Origin of the sequence: Cellvibrio sp. pealriver (assembly GCF_001183545.1) — a bacterium.
GTDB lineage: Bacteria > Pseudomonadota > Gammaproteobacteria > Pseudomonadales > Cellvibrionaceae > Cellvibrio.
Window position 1 is genome coordinate 3,814,968 of record NZ_KQ236688.1, and the last position, 22,725, is coordinate 3,837,692.

The following is a 22,725-nucleotide window of genomic DNA, read 5'->3' on the forward strand; positions in this document are numbered from 1 at the left end:
GTCAGTGCTGGGCATTCCCGTTGGATATTTTTTTCTTACGCAAGATATCGGCGAGCGTGGTATAGAGCAATTCAGGATTGACGGGTTTGGATAAATAGCCGTTCATTCCTGCCGCAAGGCAGCGTTCGCGGTCGCCACGCATGGCTTGTGCCGTTACGGCAATAATGGGAATGTCTTGCAGTTGCTGTATGTGCCCGGCGCGAATACATTGGGTTGCTTCAATGCCATCCATTTCAGGCATTTCCAAATCCATCAAAATTGCGTCGAATGTTTCGCTGCTGCTTTCAAGTATTTTTAGCGCCTCTATACCGTTGGCGGCTATAACGCTGCTGATTTTTTTCTTTTTCAAAATGCCGCGGATCACTTGCTGATTTACGACATTGTCTTCCGCGATCAGTAGATGACAATTTTCCAGTAATGCCAGTGCCTCATCGGTAACAACAATTTCCGGGCTGATGTCTTGCAATAATTGTTCACGGCCTATGGTTTGGCTGATGGCATCAAACAGGCGCGATTCGCTTACTGGTTTACTTAAAAACTCATCGACCAGAATCGCGTTAGGGTCAGAGCTAGAAATTTCATCGCGATGATAAGCTGAAATTAAAAATACATGCGGTTTGCTTTTGAGTGTGCGGTCAGTTTTGATGAGCCCGGTGAGTTGTAGCCCATTCATGTTGGGCATGCGGTAATCCAGCAGTACAAAATGATAGGGCTGCCCCAAATTATCTGCCTGACGGATTCGCTCTATGGCACTGACCGGGTTATCGATTTCGTCTACTTGCAAATGGATACTACGCGCGGTGCTGGCAATAATAGTGCGCGCAATGGAATTGTCATCCACAATCAATACGCGGATATTGTTTAAGTCGCGCGGGTGATTGACCAGGGTTTTTTCACCAAAGTGACTGCGTTCAAACGATGCACTGAACGTAATTTTACAGCCGTGGTTGAGGCTGGATTCAATGGCAAAATCGCCTTGCATTAAATGCACAAGGTGGCTGCAAATGCCCAAGCCATAGGAATTTTTTTCATGATCTTGTGCGTTGTGGTTGAACACCAGGCGCTCTTTGATATGCGCCAGTTTTTCTTCCGTCATTCCCAGCCCGCTATCTTCAACGGTAAATTCCAGCATCACTTGCTTGGCGCTTTGCGCGCGGCGGCACACGCGCACCACAACCTGACTGGTGTTGGAGTACTGGAAAGCATTGCTAATCAAATGGCTGAGAATTTGGCTCAGGCGCGAGGCATCGCCGCGCAAAAATCGCGGCACATCAGGTTTGATGTCGTAAATAATGTTGACTGAACGATGCAGTGCGCTGATTTCAAATAAACGCGATATTTTTTCAAACAATTGGTCAAGGTCAAAATGCGCGTATTCCAGAATAACGCGGCCCGCTTCGATTTTGGAAAAATCGAGCAATTGATTGATGATTTGCAAGAGTGAATCGGCTGCGGAGTTAATGCTGGAAAGATAGCTTTGTTGCTGCTCATCCAGTTGCGTATCGTTAAGTAAATAACCAATGCCGATGATCGCGTTCATGGGCGTGCGGATTTCATGGCTGATGCGCGCCAGAAATTCGCTTTTGGTTCTGCTCGCCAAATCGGCTTGCGCTTTGGCGTTGATCAGTTCCTCGCGCGATGACATAAAATCGGTGATGTCGGTATTCACACCAACGCAGCGTGTGGCTTTACCGTTGTGGTCTGGCTCGAATAATTTGGCTTTGGAATTAACCCAGAGCTCATGGCCGTCGCGGTGCAACATGCGGAATTGTAATTGCAGGGATTCGCGCTGGTTTTCAATCGCGGTCTGGTATTCCGCGAGCATGTTGTCTACGTCGTCAGGGTGGACAAAATAATCGCGCAAGGTGTCCAGATTGCCGGGTAGGTCTTCGTAATCGTAGCCGAGCATGCGCAAATAACTGCGGCTGAAATAAATCCGGTTGGTGAGTAAGTTCCAGTCCCACAGGCCGTCGTTGGTCGCTTCCATCGCATATTGGTGGCGTGTGTCCCTGTCTACCATTATCCGCAGCTGTTCATGCTGCTGCATAAAGCGGAACAACCAGGCAAGCAAGCTGCCCAGCGCTTTGCTGTCGTGCGGATGCCAGGTGCGCGGATTATCGCGATGCAACGCCATCAGCCCGCGCACTTGCCCCTGTTCACACAGCGGGATCAGCAGGCTGTTATAAATGCCTTGGGTGCGCAGGTTGAGGGTCAGGTCTGCCATATCGTGGTCGGTGGCGCGCACCGCCAGTGGCATCCCTTCTTGTAATTGGCGCAGGCTGGCAGAGTCAGGTTGCAGCAATGGCTGTAGCCAATCCGGGTTTTGCAAAAGCATGCGTGTGCTCGCGGGCAAATCGGCGGCACACCATTCATGCTGCAATTGGTGGGTGTTGGAATGGTTATCCCGGCTCCAGAGCGCTATTGCACGTAGTGCCAGCAACTCACCTACTTTAGCCAGAATCTGTTGGATACTGTTGGGGCGCTGCTGTTTGACCAAGAACTTGAGGGTTTCCAGCACCCAGCTTTCATCAAAAATGGCACCTTCCTGAGCGAGGCTGGCAGGTGTTGGCACTTCATCAAAGGCTTTGTGATCCCAATGGGATGAGTCTTGCAGTTGCCTGACGGCGCGTTTGGCATGCAGAGTCTGTTTTAATGAGGCGAGTTCATCCTCCAGCAGCCGGATTTTGGCTGCCAGATCTTCTTCAGAGTCTCCTGAATGCACTGATTTTTTACCCATATTCCTTATTTTCGCCTCAGTCGATCTGGACAAAAAATAAACTTTTAGACTTTAAGACTAGCCCAAGTTGGTGCAAATACCAGTAAAAGCAGCAATTTAAAGATGATTTGGATGACAGGTGCAGGCGGGGCAGTGATGGGTTTCGCAAATTAAGATCAATCGATTGATCTTAGTGGTGTTTGTAGTGATAAGTCATTGATACATAAAAACAAAAAAGCCGCGTGTTACATCCAGCACGCGGCTTCTTGAGGCAGGGCGTTTACCCGTATTCTTGATGTCCCGCTCGTTTATTAACGACCTGCAAGGCTCGCTTTAGCTCGCTCAACCGCCGCTTTTACCTGCGCAGGCGCAGTGCCACCGATGTGGTTGCGCGCGGCCACCGAGCCTTCCAGTGTCAGCACGTCAAATACATTGGCTTCGATCACGCTGGAAAACTGTTGCAGTTCTTGCAGAGTCATCTCAGACAAATCTTTGTTGGTCTGCACGCCGTAGGCCACTGACTTACCGACGATTTCATGGGCATCGCGGAAAGGCACGCCTTTGCGCACCAAATAATCCGCGAGATCGGTGGCGGTGGAGAAGCCGCGTTTGGCGGCTTCGTACATTTCCGCTTTGCGCGGTTGAATCGCGGGTACCATATCGGCGAAGGCGCGCAGGCAGTCTTTGACGGTATCAATCGCGTCGAATACCGGCTCTTTGTCTTCCTGATTGTCTTTGTTGTAGGCCAAGGGCTGGGATTTCATCAGCGTCAACAGCGCAATCAAATGGCCGTTCACACGCCCGGTTTTACCGCGCACCAGTTCAGGCACGTCGGGGTTTTTCTTCTGCGGCATGATGGAGGAGCCGGTGCAGAAGCGGTCGGGCAGGTCGATGAATTTGAATTGCGAGGAAGTCCAGAGCACCAGCTCCTCGCTCATGCGCGACATATGGGTGAGCAAGATGCTGGCAAAGGCGCAAAATTCGATGGCAAAGTCGCGGTCGCTTACGGAATCCAGCGAGTTCTCGGTGGGCGCTTCAAAGCCGAGCAGTTGCGCGGTGTAGGCGCGGTCAATCGGGTAGGTAGTACCGGCCAGTGCAGCAGCGCCGAGTGGCAAATAATTCATGCGCTTGCGGCAATCCAGCAGGCGGCCGTAGTCGCGCTGCAGCATTTCAAACCAGGCGAGTATGTGATGGCCAAAGGTCACCGGCTGCGCGGTTTGCAAATGGGTAAAACCGGGCATGATGGTATCGGTATTGGCTTCCGCCAACTGCAGCATGCCCTGTTGCAGGCGAGTGAGTTCTTTGGCGATAGCGTCGATTTCGTCGCGCATATATAGGCGTATGTCGGTGGCGACTTGATCGTTGCGCGAGCGGCCGGTATGAAGCTTTTTACCGGTGATGCCAATGCGCTGGGTGAGCAGCGCTTCGATGTTCATGTGCACATCTTCCAGGCTCACTGACCAGGTAAATTTACCGGCGACGATTTCCGCACGAATCTCTTCCAAGCCCGCGATGATTTGATCGCGCTCGGCCTCGGTCAGCACACCCACTTTGGCGAGCATGGTGGCGTGGGCGATGGAGCCGTTGATGTCGTGGTGGTAGAGGCGGTAATCAAAACCGATGGAGGCGGTGAAGCGCTCGACAAAGGCATCGGTCGCTTCGCTGAAGCGGCCGCCCCAGGGTTTGATGGGCTGATCGTTTTGGCTCATGAGGATGTGTCCACAAACTAGAAATAATGAAAGAGATGGCGGCTGCTGTTGGGCTAGAATCCAAGGCGATGCTTGCGCAAATGTCGCTGGATAATCACGCCCCGTGCCGCAGGCCGCGCATTATAGCCCAACAGCGTTTTAAAAAGACCGATTAATCAAGGCAGCAGACAGGTATCTGGACTGCTCGTTATGGAAACCGTATCGACAATGACTGCACCGGAAACCGATAAAAAACAGCCCGCATCATTGGCTGAACCTGCCAATCCATTTTTACCGGAGTTGTGCACTAGCCAATCGGTATTTTTGCTGGTGCTGGTGGCGGAGTTACTGGCGCTGTTGCTGACCATCAGTGCATCGTCCGGGTTGCAGCATTTTGACTGGGACAAGCTCGCGCTGATCTCGGTGCAAGTGCAATGGGTGGTGGTATTCAGTGCGATTGCGCTGTGCCGTTTGCGTTTCTGGCTCGCGCGGCAAAGCCATGTACGTGCTGGTTGTACCAGTTATGCCTTGGTGTTGTTTATTACACTGGTGCTGAGTGTGTTGGGGCAGTGGATAATCTATGGCGTTAGCGGCATGGCATTTATTGAATATCAAGATTTTGAATTTGATGGCTGGCAATTGCTTAACAATATGGCCATCGCTGCAATTCTGTCGGGTATTTTGCTGCGCTATTTATATTTGCAGCAACAGCTGCGCAATCAACAACAGGCTGAAATGCAGGCGCGCATACAAGCATTGCAATCGCGCATTCGTCCGCACTTTTTATTTAACAGCATGAATTCCATCGCCAGTTTGATTGCTACAGATCCGGATACCGCAGAGCGGGTGGTGGAAGATTTATCGGAATTGTTCCGCGCCAGTTTGGCGGAGCCGAGTTTGATTCCGCTTGAGCGTGAATTGGAGTTGTGCAAACACTATCTGGATATAGAGCAGCTGCGCCTTGGTCGGCGTTTGCAGTTGGACTGGCAAATTGGCAATTACAACAAAGAGATAAAAATCCCCAGTTTGATGATGCAGCCTTTAGTCGAGAATGCCATTTTTCACGGTGTAGAACCTTTGCCCAAGGGCGGAAAAATCACGGTCAAGGTTTCGCAGAACGATAAGCAGCTCAGTATCGTCATCAGCAACCCTTACTTGCTGGTGAAAAAAAATAATCACCAGGGCAGTGGCTCGCAGCGCCATAGTGAGCAAAAGCATAATCGTATGGCGCTTGATAATATTCGCCGCAGGCTCACCGCGCACTTCGGGTCGGCAGCGCGGTTATCCAGCAGTGCAGAGAATGGCATTTTTACGACTTATATTTTTTGTCCTTTGACGGTTTGATGTTTGCTTTTTTTCATATCGATTAAAACGGAAAACAATAACAACCAGAGACATAACAATGGATATTTTAATTGTTGATGATGAGCCTCTTGCGCGGCAGCGGTTGCTGCGCATGGTGGAAAAAATTGAAGGTTTTTCTGTGGTGTCCGAGGCGGATAATGCAGAAGATGCGCTGATTGCCATTATCGCGCATGACCCGGATATTGTCTTGCTGGACATTCGTATGCCCGGGCGCGATGGCTTGAGCCTTGCGCAGGATATTGCCGAATTGGAGGATGCGCCTGCCGTTATTTTTTGTACCGCATTTGACCAATACGCACTCGATGCGTTTGGCACCAATGCCGTCGGGTATTTGCTCAAGCCGGTCAAAGCCGAACAGTTATTGCAGGTATTAGAGAAGGCCAAAAAGCTCAATAAAATCCAACGTGTCGCTGCACAAAAAAATCCTGCGACGGCACTAGAAACCCAGCGTACCCATATCACCGCCAAAACACGTCGTGGCGTGGAGCTTATTCCGCTGGAGGATGTTCGCTATTTTCTTGCTGATCACAAATATGTCACTGTCTATCATCGCAACGGCGAACATTTGCTGGATGAAACCTTAAAGGAATTGGAAGAGGAATTCAGTGGGCGTTTTGTGCGCATCCATCGCAATTCATTGGTGTCGATCAAACACATCGAGGCGCTGGAGCGCAATGCGCAGGGGCAATATCATGTGCGTTTGGCCGATATCGAGTTGCGCCCGATTATCAGCCGCCGTCATGTGAGTGATGTAAAAGAACTGTTAAAAATAATATGAGTTATTCAATAAAGCTAAAAAAACTGTTTACTGTCAATCGTCCTTGCTTGGGGTTTTCACTTAACCCCAATTGTGCGCTGATATCTCCGGAGTGCAGTTGGTTGCTGCGGTATATCACCGCACGGTTAAATGCGACAGGTACCTGCGCGATCCGCTCGAATAAATGTGTATCGCCATTGATGTAATTAAATCGGGTTTGTTGTTCCTCCATCACTTCCTGCTTGAGAATTTTAAAATAATTGGTTAATCGCTCTTGTGTGATACTTTCATGGCCGGTGCTGCGGTGGCGATAAAAAGAGGTGCCACCGTAAGAATTAGGGCACAGATAGTGCACCATTGCAAAATGTGATGGATCATGAGTGTCGATATGTGGCACCGACTGTATGGGGCGCAATTTTTCTGGTGGTGTGGTAGTGAGTGAAAAAGCGCACAGACTCTGCTGCACTGCGCGCGATGCATCAATTGAAAATACTTCGCGCACCAGTGAGGTGATTGCATTCAAACTCTGTGCAGGATAATTCCCATCAACCTGTTTGCGTAGGCCAGGATAAAAATCACTGGCTTGTGCGATGAATGGTTCGCCTGAGCAAGCTTGGTCAGTTAATGCATTTGGTGTGTTACAAAAATTATCGATGATCAAGAGTGGGTTTTTTTCATGTCCGATCAGTTGGACATCTATTTTCCATTTTTCTTGCGAGTAAAGTGTCATCAGTTTGTACCATGCCCCAATCGTATATTCTTTTTTTGGATCAACGAATAAATCTGCCCGAGTGATGCCAGCTGGGTATAGATGGGTTGTAAATATCCCTCACGCTGAAGCTCACTTAATTGCGTTGGGTCAAGTTGTGTGAGTCGCTGTTCATTAATGGTATATAAACCTTGTACGCGCTGTTGCTGGTTATTGCCAAAACGGATGTCCAGCGCCATAGGCTCAAGTAAATTCAGTGCCAGTAAATGTTGAATAAATGCATGGGTTTGCGTTTCACCATCAAGCAATTGTGCAAGGCGTGCTTTAATTGTGTTGAGATAGTTAGTCTCTTTTCCGAACGCATCAAAAATTGCTTCACCCTGACCTGAGTGCAAGGTGGCGCTGTCTGTATCGATACAAATAAGTGTTTGGCCGTTTTCCTGTCCGATAAAAAACGGCTGGCGGGTAATGTTCAGTGGTGTATAAATTCCCTGCCATTGATTGTCTTGCCAAAATAAATTTTCACCTTGTTCAAATCCCAAAAGTGCAACACACACAAAGTTGCCATTCTCGCTGTTTTTGGTAAACACAATAGGGTACTGAACGACCAGGCGCAGGAATTCACTGAGTACCACCGGTACCATATTGTTAGCTGCACCGAGCGACTCAACCAGTGTGGTATCTACGCGCAGTTGTTGGTGAAGTTGATTATGCAGTGCAACAAAGTGAGTCATGGGGTTTTCCGTACTGAATAATGATTAGATGGTTTGCAAGCCGTGCAAATGAATTTTATTAAGCAGCTCGCGGTTACTGGGCAAGCTGCGTAATACCTGCTCGATATTCTTTTGGTTTTTATCAAACTGCTCACGCGCTACTGCATGGTCGCGTAGCAAATGCTGGCTGCATGAGTAGTCAGTTTCAAAGCCCATACCATAGAGCACATATTGGTAACTTGCCGCAGGAAATACCTCGTTGTTGCTGGTGAAGTCCTGATCGCCTGGTGGGTGATAACGCCACAGTTTTATGAGTTCCTGCAAGCTGTCGGGAATAGTGGATGGATCGCGGTTATCAACCCAGAAAGCATTGTCTGTGCGTTTGCTTAAAATATAATGTAATTTTAAAAAATCGATAATACGCGCCCAGCGATAGGTAAATGTGTCGTTGAATCGCTTGGCAACAATGTCCATGACATCGCGACAGGCGGGCAATTGTTCCGCAATCATACTGGCTGATAATTCCACCAATACAATGGCCGATGCTTCCAGCGGTTCCAGAAAACCTGCCGATAAGCCTACCGCGACGCAGTTGTTTTTCCAGAAGAGTTTGCGGTGACCGCAGTGGATTGGAATTTTGCGCACGGATAAATTATTAAAGGTATGGCCAACATAGGATTGCAAACGCTCCATCGCTTGCTCTTCTGTTGTGTGGCGACTGGAATACACATGGCCTACACCACGGCGATGTACCAAGCCTATATCCCAAATCCAACCCGCATCCTGGGCGGTTGAAATCGTGTGTGATGCAATAGGGGCATCTTCTGTTTCATAGGGCACTTGAACGGCGAGCGCACTGTCAATAAATAATACGTCTTTGTAATCGACAAACGGTACCTGCAAATGTTGGCCTAGCAACAGCGATTGGAAACCGCTGCAATCGATAAATAAATCGCCGCTGATCACGCCAGCTTGTTCAGTAGTGACGGAAAGTATGTCGTCATTGTCGGCCAGGTTAACGCCCGTAACATCGGCGAGTACATGCTGCACACCTAATTTTTCACTACAGTGTTTTTGCAAAAATACAGAAAATTTTCCAGCGTTTAAATGATAAGCATAATTGGCTACGGCGTTGAATTCCGGTGTCGTAATCATTTTTGGGGCAAGCCCTGATTCACAAAGACTTTCCTGAAAACACGTTGCAGCAGAAAAAGATTGTTGGAGTTTTTGTTGGTTGCGCAGCTCTTGCCAGTGTGCAGCCATATTGGTTTTGCCAAACCCCTGCGGCAGCATTAATGGATGATAATAAAAATCATCCGGCGTGCCTGTTACCCAGCGAGCGAATTTTGCGCCTTGTTTAAAGGATGCATCGCATTCGCGGATAAAATCGGTTTCAGAAATACCCAATTTCATCAGGGTGCTGCGCATCGTGGGCCAGGTGCCTTCACCTACACCAATGATGGGAATATTCGGTGATTCAATGAGAGTAATTTTGAGGTTGTTGCCCGTGGCGGTGCGATGGTGTGCAGCAATACGGCCTGCAGTAATCCAACCGGCAGTACCGCCTCCAACAATCACAACAGAGGTAATTTTATTATTCATGATCCACTCTTGGATACGGCTAATAAACAGATGGTATTAGTGAAACTATTTTTACTAAAGCGGTATTAATGTTAAATATTAAATAAAAAGAGCCGCTGCATTGCAGCGGCTGAAAATCATAGCGGATAGTGGCTATGAGTGAACATCATGAATATTAAAAACTCGCTCTCACACCCAGTGCCCAACGGCGACCACTGTCTTCAACCAATAATAAATGGTTTTCATAGCGGCCACGTTTATGCACATATTCCTCAGTGAGATTAATACCTTCAACGAACACGGTTATTTCATCGGTGATGTCATAACTTGCACTCAAATCCCATTGTTCGTAATCCTCTACGAGTGTTGGGCCGTTGCCGTTGCTTTGAGTCAGTGATTGCACAAATTCGCCGCGTTGGTTATACGCCAAACGAATTTGCACCGGGCCTTGTTCATAAAAACCAACCAGGTTTGCGGAGTCGCTCAATCCGGTGAGAGCAAATACCTGGGTGACATCAGCGGGGTCGAGCTCCGCATCACTATCAACCAATGTGGTGTTAAACATTACACCAAAACCGGTTTCACCAAAGGTGTGTTGTATGCCGAGTTCCCAACCGTCCACGGTGGCATCTTCACCATTATTAGGAAGGGTATTTTTAAATACCGCGACTGCATCGTTGGCATCTGCAGCGCCAGTGTCACTGCCGGTGGATGGATCGGTTAACAAACTGCCGTTAGGCAATGCGAAAGTTTTATCGGCAATCGAGTTAACGATAAAGTTCGCCACATCTTTTTTGAAATAACCAGCCGACACATAACTCGCTTCGTCGTAATACCATTCCCAACTCAAATCAAAGTTATCTGATTCGAACGGTTTCAGTGCAGCGTTACCACTGGTTGATGTGAGGTTACCTCCTTGACGTGTTGTGGTAATTACGGTGACGGGTGCCATGCTGGTGAGTGTCGGACGGGTCAAGCTTTTTGATGCAGCCGCGCGTATAACCATGTCATCAGTAATATCGAGTTTGATGCTCATATTTGGCAGGATTGCATCGTAACTGTTATCGACATTGATCGCCTGTGCTGAACCAAATTCGGCGAGCATTTCGGTTTCATCTAAAATGCGCAAGCCAGTTACCGGCGCTTCGGTTCCTGTCACAGTGACATCGGTAGATTCAACGCGCACGCCGCCAATTGCACTGACCGGCATACCACTTAAATCACCTGCGAATTCCGATTCCAAATAAAACGACAAGGTCTCCTCTTCAACCACAAAAGAATTGTCGCGTTTAACGGCATCAAAATTTTTGCCGCTGGTGCTTTCGAGATAAGCAAATTGTTCTTCGCCATCGTGCGCTAACCATTTGGTTGGCATGCGGCCGCTGCCACTTACGTCGCCAAGGAAATCACTGCCTGCATCAAAAATATATTGCATGTCGGCAGGAATAACCGGTGAGTCAGGGTAGCCGCAATAAGTACAGTGAATGCCGACGCCTTCGTTATCCCAGCGATCCAATGCTTTTTCTTCACTTGAGAACATGCCGCCGAATTTTACTTTTACCAAGCCTGAGTCGCTGCCTTCATCCCAAGTACCGTCCATTTTAAATTGGTCAACCTGGTCATCTACCGCCCAACCGCGACGCAACATTACGTGTGCGCGGCTGTTGTTTTTATCGAGAAGGTCACCGACACCTGCTGGTGCAACATAATTTGGCGCACTTGGATCGCGATAGGCGGTGCCATCCAATTCTTGCTGGCCAGAGAAAATGTTTGGATTTGCCGTTTCAAATTCACTGGCATAAGGAAGGATGTTGTCATCCACCTGGAAGCGCACGCGGTTGGCATATCCAATCAGCGATAACTGATCGCCGCCGCCATTGTTTGCAGCGCGTTCGGCGCTGGATGTGGTCGCATCAAAATTCAAATTTAATTTGTCGTTCACTTGCCAGTCGGCATTGATGGCAAATAGCGATGTTTTGGTGAGACGATCAAATTTTTTAGCGTGCATGTCAGTGGCCAAACCCACTTCCTGACGCAGGTCAATCACGGTGCCATTTTCATCGGTTACGGCATCGGTGATGTTAGGCGCAGTGAACCAGTGGCCGTAAGACAGAGCATTGGTTTCAATATCAAAATCGGAATAGATTGCATCGGTAGTGATTGTCAAATCATCAGTCGCTGCGAATTGCAATACCAGTGACGCGTTTGTGCGGGTGCGTTCTTCAAACGTGACTTTATGGTCGTAGTTGCGCGGCGAAAAAATAGTAGTGCCTGCAGGAACGCCTGCGCCGCCATTTAATTCACTGGTGGGAATACCTACGTTTTCCAGCCAGCCATCCATTTGCGCCTGATTCAAGCGTGTGTCCCGCTCTTGATGTGAAACGGCGAGCAGTGCGCCAAATTTTCCATCGTTAAATACATTGCTTACCAAGCCTGATACTTGCGGTGTTGTTTTTTCACTGTTTTCTTCCAGTGCTGCTTTAATACTACCGGCTACTTTGAAATCGCCAATATCAAAAGGGCGCGCGGTTTTTACGTTGACGGTTGAACCAACACCACCGGATTGCATAGTGGCCGTTGAAGTTTTGTGAACCTCTAAACCACTTACTAATTCAGACGCAACAGTATCAAAACTGAATGCGCGCGATAAATTTTCGGTTGCCATTTGGCGGCCATTGATTAATACCGTATTAAATTCCGGGCCGAAACCGCGCACGGTAATTAATTGGCCTTCACCGCCTGAGCGGTCAATCGATACGCCAGTAATACGCTGTAGAGATTCTGCGAGGTTGGTGTCGGGAAACTTACCTATATCTTCCGATGAAATGGCATCAACAACACCGCCCGCGGCACGTTTAACATCCATCGACCGCTGCAAACTGCCGCGAATACCGGTCACCATTAATTCTTCAACTTGTTCAGTTGCACCACTGGGTGTAGCTGGGGATTGTGCAATAGCCTGTGCTCCGGCCATGGAGGTAATAATGCCGATGACGGCACTGAGTTTATTTTTATTGTGCATTGAATCCAACTCCTCAAGAGACTGATGGGTCGTGATGGTCAGCAGACCTTTCTCGTCAATCTTTACACTGAGGTTGGTATTCGCAACGAGGCGCATGGCAGCCTCTTTGATGGAATAACGTCCGGCTAATCTATTCGTGGTAATTTCCATTGCATCATCAAATGGAAATATCAGCGTTATATCAGCTTGTTCGGCAAACTCAGTGAGCGAAAGATCTGCCCGTTGCTGAGGTATGTTGAACTGGATAATTTTATCGAGATTATTTTTTTCTGCCCATGCAGACAGCGGTGTGCCTACCGCGAGGGCAAAAATTAATAAACGAAAAATCGCCTGCTCGTTTACATCAGCCGCAAGCATCTTGCTTGCGTGCTTAATAGACGAGGCGCGATTTTTTTTCCGCCATGCCATGATTTTTTTTTGCACAATGAACACTTTATTGTAGTTATACGAAGTTATGCCCATGCCAGTCTGGCGCAAAAAGTAACTTCGTTTTGTTGTTTGTTTAGCTGTTAGTAGTGCTGAGAGCTTAATAGCTTGTCTTGTCTTCAACAAGTATTGGCGCGCGAACTCTCATCTAGCTTAGCCCAGTTGGGTTATTTTGTATTGTGTCGGACTGCTAAAATAGCTTCTGGTCAATTGCTGACTAAGGGTGAATTTGTATAGTGAAGAAAGTCCGTGCTGGGAGGGGTAGGTGAAAGTGTGGCCATTTACAGGAGGCAGATGATTCTGTCTCCTGCAGGTTGGTGCGAATGGTTTATTTGGCGCGCAGGCGGATTTTATTATTACCTACACGCTCATTGTGAATATTGAAATTCTGTTCCAACGCCGCGAGCAAACCATCAACATCACCCGCTTTAAATAAACCGGCAATGCGCTCTTGTTTGATACTGTCATCAGTCACTTCAAATTGAACGGCTGTGTAGCGGTTAATTTCTACCAGTGCATCTTCAAGTGTTTCCCCGCGAAAAACCAGATTGCCCTGACGCCAACTTAATTGCGCGGCTATGTCATTGTCATCGGCTTTGGCGATAGTTTCCTGCGCTGAGCCAAGCACTACTTTTTCGCCTTTTGCAACAGCCATTGCATTGGTGGGCAAGCGTTTTGCGACAATTTTTTCAATTGCCGGTTGCGTCTCCTGTTTGGCCACCAATACTTTTCCATCAGTCACTAGCAGTGCAACTTCGTTGTCGTTGCGGATGCGTACATTAAATGCGGTGCCCACTGCTTGCACAACCTTATTGCCCGCAACAACACTTAGCGGACGATTTTTGTCGTGCGCGACCTCAATATTTAATTCGCCGCGCTCCAATAAAAACAAACGATGCTCATCGGTGTATTTTACTGTCACGCGGCTGTTGGTGTTGAGTACCAATTGTGAGCCGTCGGGCAGGTTGACACTGGAATGCTCGCCGACAGCGGTTTCATAAACGCCATCAATAGATTGTTGTTGAAATGGAGAGATGCTCAACAATTGGCTGTGAAGTTGTGGATTCAGGTTCCAGCCAATCACCATTGCAACCAACACAAAAGATGCTGCGACAGCGCCGTAAAAACGCGGTTTGTACGAAGGTTGCTGTGTCGGCGCTTGAAATAAATCGGCAAGGCGCGCGAGGCTGTCCATTTTGTCCCACAGCTCGGCCATTTCAAATAATACGGCGCGATGTTGCTCGTTTGCAGCGAGCCATTGGGCTAATTCCTGCTGTTCCGTTGCTGTTAATTCGCGGTCGATACGTGCAATCCATAGGCTCGCTTGATCATAAATCTGTTCGCGGTTGGGGAACTCAATAATATTACTCATGATTTGCTCCTCTCGTGCGGAGCCGGATGTTGTTGCATGGACTGCTTGTCGCCATTGTGTTTTTGGCTACTGTGTTGCTGTTTGTTGTGCTGCAAAGCAGCCATAAACTGCGTGCAGCGTTTGATGCCTGTTGCTATGTGTTTTTCTACCGTGTTTTCACTGATATCGAGTTGCAGTGCGATTTCTTTTTGCGAATAGCCATAGACTTTTTTCAATACAAACGCTTTGCGGCACTGCAGTGGCAGCTGCCTGACAGCCTCACAAAAAAAACCAAACTCCTGGTTAGCGGCAACGCGGTCAAAGGTTTCATCGGCACGTGTGATATAACCTGCCGCTTCCAATGTTTGCTCCGGATCATCGTCCATACTCACGCTTAGCCGTGTTTCGGCGCGCTTTAAATGATCCAGCGCCAAATTGTGCGCAGTGCGCAGCATAAATGAGCGTGGAAACTGGATCTGGTCCGGTTTCTCTACCTGACAGACCCGCACATAGGTCTCCTGCACTATGTCTTCTACTTCTTTCGGCGGTACCAGCCGCGACACAGCGCGCGCAAGTGAGCCGCGCAGGGCGATAAATAGAGTGGCGATGCTGTCGTTGCGCATGGGTTGATTCGTTATTTTTGGATTATTCGACATGGACTCTTGCCATTACTGTAATTTCCTTACAAGCCATGACGATGCTGGATGAATATTCCGCCATTCCCCGGTACAAATAAAGTAAAAAAATCCGCTTTTCGATTAGCCCAAGTGCGATACATGGCCTCCTTTCCGGTGGGTTGGAAAACACATGGTAGGTAAATGTTATAAGCGGATTAATGTCTATATCTGAATGTGCAAATAGACTTCATCATAAGCACTAGCGATTAAATAAACGCTGCCAGAGCGATTTGCGCTGTGTGGGTTGGGTGGGTTCCGGTGCGCTGTGTTGTTCACTGTATCGTTCCTGTGCAACTGTCTGAGAGGCTTGTCCCGTAGAAGGTGCTGATGTGCCCGGTTCTGCAGCCGCTTTGGATTGTTGAAAAAAGATGAGCAGCCGTCCGACCATCTCGCGATCATAATCAAATGGGGAAAACTCGGTTAACCCGTGTTGTGCGAGAAAATCGCGCAGATTTTTTTCGGTCGGCAAATATTTCATGCTCCACTCTTCAAACAAGCGGCGCTTGGCAAACCCTTTTAATAAGACTGTGGCGTTTTTGTGGCGCGGGTCGGTACAAATGCGCTGGTAAGTCTCGATCACAGCATCGCGCGAACCTTCAAGGCATTGAAAAAAATACCCGTTACCATAATAAAGAACACCGCCTACCTGCGCTCGCGCATTGTTGCGGCGCGATTGCGCCAAAATGCGGCCCACTTCGGGCTCTATGCCTTGCTCGGCATGACTGCTATTGAATGTTGCTTCGCTGGCGTACACCAGCCTGACCAAATCACTCACGTTTTCTTCTCCTGATGCGAACAGATGCCCCTACGACATGAGTCACATCACGGCGGCACCACCTATGCCTTAGCAACCGGTGGTGCCATACCTTGAGCGTGGTGTCGTGAAAGCTTATTTCTTGCGGAACAACAGGGTTATACGATTGGATTCGCCAATTAGACGATTCCTGGCTTTTTGCTCTTCGCTGCCACTCAGGCTTGGTGGCAAGCGCCAGACATTATCATCGGCCTGCGGATCGTCTTTGGGGTTTTTATTGATATCGCTCTCGGCCACAAATTCAAAGCCTGCCTGCGTCATTACCTGAATCACCGCCGAACGTTTCAGATAGCCGCGCTCGCCGGTTGCCCATGCATCGGGTTTATCTTCTGTCATGGCGTGCTGGACGATACCCACTACACCGCCGGGTTTAAGTACGCGATGGGTTTCTGCCATCGCTTGTTGCAGGTATTGGCCTTTGGCATCAAAGCGCGCGAGGTTGTGCAGGGCGCGGATGAACAACACGGCATCCACTTTCCCGGTCAATTCTGCGGGCATGGTGGCAAAGGTATAGGCCTCGGCCGCTGCACCATCGGCACCGCCCCAGGTTTTGGCATCAACCGCCCATTGTGCTGGCCAGGCTTTACGCTCTGCCAAAAATTTCGGGTCTTTACCCCATGCACCAAATTCCGGCCACATCGCGTAGTTGTAATCCACCCCGATCAACTTGCCTTCTTTACCCAAATACGGGAACAGGATTTTGGAATACCAGCCTTCACCGGGGAGCGCTTCAATCACGGTATCGCCCGGCTTGATGCCAAAAAACGACAGTGTTTCCACCGGGTGACGCGCGGCATAACGGGCCTGATGTTCGGCAGGCAGGCCTTGGGTGACTTCAACCAGGCGCGCTTTATCCTGCTCGCTCAACGCGGGTTGGCCAAGTTCAGCGGTGGCGGTATTGAGTGGCGATGTACAAGCCTGCAGCAAGAAAGCCGCGGCCAAAAATGCGATTTTTTTCATTTCATGATTCCTTTGTGGGTAAACGAAACCGCCTGAGTGTGCCAGCCAACGATGTGAGCCAATAGTGCTGAAGGATCATTTTTTGTTAAGGGCTGATATTGCAGCCAATAAAAAACCCGCCGAAGCGGGTTTTCAATTGCATCCAAGGCAGGCTTAAAAGCCATACAACCTGAAGCTGGCGACAGGTGCTGTTGAGTCAAATGGAGCACAAGAAGACTCGATCGCAGTCAGGCTATAGCCACCGAAAAGTTTGCTACTGGTGGTGACATAACCCAGGGTTGCGCCGTTGCGGACAATAATCGGTGGCAAGGTTGCCGCTGGATTATTGATGCTGTAATTGCCGGTAGCGGAGCCATACACAGAGCTTTTATTTTTCATGCTTTGTGCCGATGTTGTATTGCCGTAATTGCCGGTGGATCTGGTAATGGAATTGGTCGCTGATGAGGTGCCAAAAAAGCCGAGGAAAACCGGCACTGCTTCCTGTGAGTACACGGATGCACCGTCTAATTGGTCACAGGTCAGTTGGGTTTTTTGCGGTGTGCCATGCTCCGCGGCAACGTCGGAGGTGTTGGATACATAACCGCCAGGCAGCTCCATAAAACTCATCGCAGTAGATTCTTCGGTCGATATGACAGACAGCCGCCATTTGCCGGTGCCCTTACCCAATGAACCTGTCAGGCCTTTCGCCACGTTGCCATTTTCCAGATCCTGAGAGCTGAAAGTGGCGGCTTCGTCAGCGCCCAGCGTGACACTGACTGAACCGTTGGGGGCATCATTACCATTGTCATCAATGCCGCTGATTAAAAAATCATTGCTGTAATTGGTGTTGTTGATAATCCGCAAACGGCTTTGTTGGTTGGCGTTTGAGCCCGGGTTAAACATAGGAATCGAGTGGTATATACCGCCCAAGTACGCCTGTGAGCTGGCGTGCATAGGGCTCAGGAATCCACTTGGGCTGCGGATATAGCCCATGACCATAATGATGTTTGATGATGAAACGGTCAGTCGCCAGCTGCCAACCCCTGGGCCAATCCCAAAGGAAACGCCTTTGCTTGAGTTTCCATTTTCAATATCGCTAATAGTCAGTTGTTTGCTTTCGCCCGCGTTCATGCGGACATAGGTGAAATCAGAGCGGCCAGAATCATCAATTGCATCGATATACACGATCCCGCTGGTTGAGCTGTCATTCACGATACGGATAAAACCCTGTTGGTCGGCATTGGTGCTGACGGGTACATAGTTAAGCCGATAGTCTTGGGCAAAGGTTTGGAAGGCATTGAAAGTAAAAAGGGTTCCAAGGCACAGGGACAACAATAAACGCATACGCATAAATGCTCCTTGATTATGCGAAAGAGGGGGGAGGGAGTTAAAACGGTGCGCATATTAACGTGAGTTGAAATTTGCGCCAAATAAATAATCGGGAAAATTGTTGTCCGAAATGAGCACTAAAAATATAAGTAGTTATAACAACAGGTTGCGATTCTGCCGGTAACACAAAAAAACCCGCCGAAGCGGGTTTTTTGTTTTGAGTATTTTGGTTTTGACCGAATACTTTTTGAATCAGTAAGCCTGAATCAATACACCAAGGTTTGCATCGCGTGCGCAGGAATATTCACGGTGGTTTCCTGGGTGCCGATGTACAAGCGGTAGGTTACAGCGGCATCGCTGTTGTTCATCACGATGGTGGCGAGTTTGTTGTCCGCGTTCATCCAGGATGTGGTTTGCAATACGCTGCGGCTGGGTACTGCGCTTACGCGTTTGGCATCGGGGCGGATAAATTTGGAGAAGTGACCGATGTAGTAGTAGCTCGGGGTATAAATCAGTTCGCCATTGTTTTCATGGATAGGTGCGAAACAGAAATTACCGACGTGGTTTGGGCCACCTTTGTTGTCGAGCAAAATATTCCAGTCAGTCCAGGCTACTGCGCCTGAGTTGAAATCGTTAATGATGGAATCGCCATAGCGCTCTGCGTTTGGCCAATAGTGGTAGCGCTCTGCATTGAATTTTTCCACAGTCGCTTCAGTCACCAACAAATTCAGCTCGGGATAGGCGCGGTTTACTTCAGCTACATTGCCGTACATTGGTTTGCCGCCCGCCCAGGTTTCATACCAGTGGAAGCCAACGCCCCACACATATTTTGCTGCTTCCGGGTCGGCCATGATGGTGTTGACGCGATGCACAATCAAATCGCGGTTGTGATCCCAGACGATAATTTTTTTATCGCCCAAGCCTTCTTTTTTCATCACCGGGCCGAGATGGTTTTTGAGGAAATCGCGCTCTTCTTCAGCGGTGTAAATCATTGATTCCCAGGTTTGTTTTGCCATGGGTTCGTTTTGTACGGTAATGCCCCAGATTGGAATGCCTTCTTTTTCGTAGGCTTTAATAAATTTGGTGTAGTACATCGCCCAGGCGTTGTTGTATTCAGGCAACAATTTTCCGCCTTGCAACATATTGTTGGTGTCTTTCATAAACGCGGGCGCACTCCAGGGGCTCGCATAGGTAGTGATTTTTCCACCTGCTGCTTTGATGGCCGCTTTAAGCATGGGAATGCGATATTTCTGGTCGTGTTTGATGTTGAAGGTTTTTAATTCTTTATCGCCTTCTTCAATGTAAGTGTGGCTGCCGCTGGCAAAATCCGAACTGTGGATAGTGGTGCGCAACAGGCTGTAGCCGATACCGTCTTTTTTGTCGTAGTAGGCTTTTAAAAATTCCGCTTGTTTCTTTTTATTTAATTTAGCGAAGGTTTCCGCGCTCGCATCGGTAATTGCGCCGCCAAAACCCAAAAAGGTTTGGAACGTTTTATCGGGATTTACGTAAACCGCAATTTCACCTTCAGTGTTTTGTGTTGCCGGTTTAAGGCTGAGCGTATCGGTGAGGCTCAATTTGTGCTCAGTATCTTTTGCCGTGGTGTAAACGCTCAGGGTTTTATCCCCGGCGGCAAATGCACCCAATGCAGGGCTCGCAAGTGCCAGTGCGATCACCAGTTTTTTTACATGTTTATTCATAGCGTGCGTTCTCTTGTGGTGGTGAAAATTAACATCAACATCGGTGGCCCTTTCACTGCAGCGATTGACTTGGCATCAATCGGTATAGCATCGATCGGCATAACAGCCATTGGCACTGGATTTTCAGTCGTAGCGCGCGCGGAAGGCAGCGCAGCAAAGTCATGCTTCGGCTTTGCTTTTGCTTTATTTGCGATCCGCGCGCGACTCATTACGGGTTACTATTGTTTTTTGATTTCAAACCAATTCAGGTTCCATTCCTTGCCAATTGAGCGGAAGCGCAGGGTGTGGTTGCCCGCTGTCATTGCAAAGGATTTACCGGTTTTGGTGATGTAGGTTTGCCAGCCGCCAGTGGCTTCCAAATCCATGGTGTCTACCACCACATCATCAATCAGCACTTCAAAGCCGGTGCTGCCGGTTTGGCTCGCAAGGCGATAATCAATGGTGTAGTTGCCATCGCTTTCTGCTTTGATTTTGAACTCAATGTAATCGCCCGCTTCAAAGTGACCTACGTTAGTACCGCCACCGATATCGCCCGATGCCTCAGTCTGTATGCCGTTCATCGCAGTGAATTTCTCCGCTTCGATTTTGGCTGGTACAGGTACGTACAGCAGTGGGGTATTCGCTTGTGCACTGGTATAGCCTTCGGCGATGCTGTTTTTCGCTGCAATGGAGTAGTAATAGGTCTCGTCCGGGTTCAAACCGGAATCATTGAAGCTGGTAGCCGTCAGGCCTTCAGCGACCAATGTGCCTTTGGCGCCCGCCGATGTTGCGCGGTAGACGTTGTAGGTAATGCCGTTACCGGCTACCGGGTTCCAGGTCAGTGCTGCATTAGTGCCGGTAAGGGTTAGGCTAAGGTTGGTTGGGCGCTCGGGGTAATCGAACACATCGTTGTGTTCATCGGTCACCAGCCACTTGGCCAGACCGGCGTTCACGTCATAACCCACTTCACCATAGCTCTTGAACAGGGCTTCAATCGCTTCCACGGGCGCGGTGGTGAAATCCACTTTACCGGCGTTATCGACCACGTCTTTACCTGCTACAGGTGCATCTTCAATCAAGTAGATTTCAGCCCAGGTGTTCACACTGGTGTTGCCTTTGAAGGTGCCGCTGAAGGTATAGCTTTGGCCAGCTTGCAAGGTGATTTGCTGATACACCGCGCCGTTGATTTCACCGCTCACACCGTCCGGACGGGTGATGTGCAGGAAGGAGCCCTCACTGCCGGTGGGTGCTTTGGTTGCATCGGCTGCGCTGTAGTTGTAGTTGAGCGATCCGCTGATGCTCAACTCGGTCCAGCCGCTGCCACTGCCAAAGCCGCCATTCACCAATACTTCTTCATTGGTGGCGGTGTTTTTCAGGCTGATGCTGTCGTAGGTCACGTCTGGATTAGCACCGCCGTTCGCGCCGGTTTTCACCACCAGATAATAGGTCTTGCTGCCGGTGCCATTGACCTTGATGGTCGGTGCTTTTTTGGCGCATGCCTCGGCAAAGGTGGAGTTCCAGTTGTTGCAATCCCAAGTGCTGGCTTTGGTGATCAAGCCAACACCGGTGTCCAGGCTGGTATTGATCTCATTGGTTACCATCCCCCAGGTGCCTCTACCCTGACCACCCGCCACCGAGACAAGCTTGTAAGCCCAACTGGTTGATGCCCAGCCATAGGATGCATAAATGTCATATGTGATGCCCCCCATTTTGCCGCCCAGGTCATTTTCACCGGCACCTGCGCCTTGCCAGGGTTGGAATTCACCCATCAGCATCGGGGTTTTCAGTGCATCCAGTTTGGTTCCCCAGAAGCACACGCCGCCTTTGCCGTCGTTGCCGCATTTGAGCCAATCGCGGTGGATATCAAAATGGCTGTCGTTCGGGCGATCGCCAAACAGGCCGGGGTAGGGGTGAAGTTCAAAGGCGACATTGGTCATGCCTTTTTCAGCCGGGTTGCCGTAGCCTTCAATGCTGCCGTAGTGGCTTGGGAGCATTACTATGTGTTTGTCGTCGATGGCGCGGATGACTTGATACAGTTCGGTAACGCGCGTCACCATATCGGCTTCGGTTGAGCCCCAAGGCTCGTTGAGTGGGTCAAAAGCAGCGACTGCTGGCTCGTCTTTATAGCGGGTGGCAATTTGCTCCCACAGCCATTTGGTGCGCTCTTGATATTCCGGGGTGCTCCAGTATTTATTTTGGCCGGAACAGCCGGTGTGGTCGTTAGGCGTTTGGCCGCCCAGCGCGCCGTGCAGGTCGAGGATCACATAAATGCCGCGCTTCTTCGCTTCGGCAATGGTCCAGTCGATGTAGTGCCATGCATCCGGACGCAGGGTTTTGGGGTTTTTCTCGTCTTCAATCACGCTCCACAAGATCGGCAGGCGGATCACGTTAAAGCCGAACGCTTGCAACTGATCAAAATCGCGTTCCTTGATCCAGTTGTCGCGGAATAATTTGATCAGGCGCTCTTTTTCCTCGTAGCCGAAGCGCTCGGTGAGTTTGGCTTCAAGGGTGCATTGGTCGTGTACGCCATTGCCGCCCTGGCCCATCATCCAGAATTCCTGCACCAGCCAGTTGCCCAGGTTAGTCCCCTTGAGGCAAACCTGATTACCACTGGCTTTGACCCACTTGGTGCCATCGGTTTTCAGCATGGTCATGCCTTCACCATCAGACTCTGTACAGGCTGCAACGGGTGCAACTGATGAAGACGAAGAAGATGACGATGCAACGGATGATGTAGAGCTTGATAAATTGGTTGAAGCGCGAACGCCGTGATCGCTGCCACCACCGCAGGAGATAAGCCCGACAATACAGGCACCAAGCAGCGAGGTTTTGAATAGGGGTTGTAGAATATTGTGATTAGTCATATCGGGTTCTCTTATCGTTTTTAAGCTTATTGTTAGCGCTGCTCCAGAAAACAAAACCTCTGGACAGCTATTGCCGTATGCATCCTGACCTAATCAAC

15 protein-coding genes are annotated in these 22,725 nt (G+C 49.3%); 2 read left to right on the forward strand and 13 right to left on the reverse strand.

Going from position 1 to position 22,725, the window contains the following annotated elements:
• Nucleotide 1: 1 nt before the first annotated feature.
• Nucleotides 2–2,737 (reverse strand): hybrid sensor histidine kinase/response regulator, encoded by a 2,736-nt coding sequence (locus VC28_RS16590; protein ID WP_231591805.1) that lies wholly within the window; start codon nt 2,735–2,737, stop codon nt 2–4.
• A gap of 290 nt (nt 2,738–3,027) precedes the next feature.
• Nucleotides 3,028–4,425: an argininosuccinate lyase gene (argH, locus tag VC28_RS16595; RefSeq protein ID WP_049631627.1), complete on the reverse strand. Its 1,398-nt coding sequence runs from the start codon at nt 4,423–4,425 to the stop codon at nt 3,028–3,030.
• 189 nt (nt 4,426–4,614) lie between these two features.
• Between argH and VC28_RS16600 the strand changes: the two genes are divergently transcribed.
• Together VC28_RS16600 and VC28_RS16605 are read left to right on the forward strand one after the other, a co-directional pair.
• Nucleotides 4,615–5,748, forward strand: a complete 1,134-nt coding sequence (locus VC28_RS16600) for a sensor histidine kinase (protein WP_231591808.1) — start codon at nt 4,615–4,617, stop codon at nt 5,746–5,748.
• Between the two features lie 58 nt (nt 5,749–5,806).
• Nucleotides 5,807–6,547: a LytR/AlgR family response regulator transcription factor gene (locus VC28_RS16605; RefSeq protein WP_049631628.1), complete on the forward strand. Its 741-nt coding sequence runs from the start codon at nt 5,807–5,809 to the stop codon at nt 6,545–6,547.
• A 1-nt stretch (nt 6,548) separates the two neighbouring features.
• Here VC28_RS16605 and VC28_RS16610 read toward each other — a convergent pair whose 3' ends face one another.
• The 11 genes from VC28_RS16610 to VC28_RS16665 all read right to left on the reverse strand — a co-directional run bounded on the left by VC28_RS16610 (nt 6,549) and on the right by VC28_RS16665 (nt 22,627).
• The gene (locus VC28_RS16610; protein ID WP_049631629.1) at nt 6,549–7,256 is read right to left on the reverse strand and encodes a DUF6445 family protein; all 708 of its coding nucleotides are present in this window, start codon (nt 7,254–7,256) and stop codon (nt 6,549–6,551) included.
• The gene (locus VC28_RS16615) at nt 7,256–7,969 is read right to left on the reverse strand and encodes a SapC family protein (RefSeq protein ID WP_049631630.1); all 714 of its coding nucleotides are present in this window, start codon (nt 7,967–7,969) and stop codon (nt 7,256–7,258) included. Before VC28_RS16615 ends, VC28_RS16610 begins: the two co-directional genes overlap by 1 nt.
• A gap of 24 nt (nt 7,970–7,993) precedes the next feature.
• Entirely contained in the window at nt 7,994–9,550 is a 1,557-nt protein-coding gene (locus tag VC28_RS16620; protein ID WP_049631631.1) for a tryptophan halogenase family protein, read from the reverse strand.
• A gap of 154 nt (nt 9,551–9,704) precedes the next feature.
• Nucleotides 9,705–12,974 (reverse strand): TonB-dependent receptor, encoded by a 3,270-nt coding sequence (locus VC28_RS16625; RefSeq protein WP_231591812.1) that lies wholly within the window; start codon nt 12,972–12,974, stop codon nt 9,705–9,707.
• A gap of 331 nt (nt 12,975–13,305) precedes the next feature.
• Nucleotides 13,306–14,349, reverse strand: coding sequence for a FecR family protein (locus tag VC28_RS16630; RefSeq protein WP_049631632.1), 1,044 nt, complete (start codon nt 14,347–14,349; stop codon nt 13,306–13,308).
• On the reverse strand, nt 14,346–14,984 hold the full coding sequence (locus VC28_RS16635) for an RNA polymerase sigma factor (RefSeq protein ID WP_053094223.1): 639 nt from the start codon (nt 14,982–14,984) through the stop codon (nt 14,346–14,348). Before VC28_RS16635 ends, VC28_RS16630 begins: the two co-directional genes overlap by 4 nt.
• Nucleotides 14,985–15,204: 220 nt before the next feature.
• A complete protein-coding gene (locus VC28_RS16640) occupies nt 15,205–15,780 on the reverse strand; it encodes a BLUF domain-containing protein (RefSeq protein WP_049631634.1) in 576 nt (191 codons plus the stop codon).
• Between the two features lie 114 nt (nt 15,781–15,894).
• Nucleotides 15,895–16,779: a class I SAM-dependent methyltransferase gene (locus VC28_RS16645; RefSeq protein WP_049631635.1), complete on the reverse strand. Its 885-nt coding sequence runs from the start codon at nt 16,777–16,779 to the stop codon at nt 15,895–15,897.
• 153 nt (nt 16,780–16,932) lie between these two features.
• The gene (locus tag VC28_RS16650) at nt 16,933–18,108 is read right to left on the reverse strand and encodes a hypothetical protein (protein WP_049631636.1); all 1,176 of its coding nucleotides are present in this window, start codon (nt 18,106–18,108) and stop codon (nt 16,933–16,935) included.
• A gap of 245 nt (nt 18,109–18,353) precedes the next feature.
• A complete protein-coding gene (locus VC28_RS16655) occupies nt 18,354–19,784 on the reverse strand; it encodes a glycoside hydrolase family 30 protein (RefSeq protein WP_082191591.1) in 1,431 nt (476 codons plus the stop codon).
• Nucleotides 19,785–20,002: 218 nt separating this feature from the next.
• The gene (locus VC28_RS16665) at nt 20,003–22,627 is read right to left on the reverse strand and encodes a cellulase family glycosylhydrolase (protein ID WP_231591815.1); all 2,625 of its coding nucleotides are present in this window, start codon (nt 22,625–22,627) and stop codon (nt 20,003–20,005) included.
• Nucleotides 22,628–22,725: the final 98 nt, after the last annotated feature.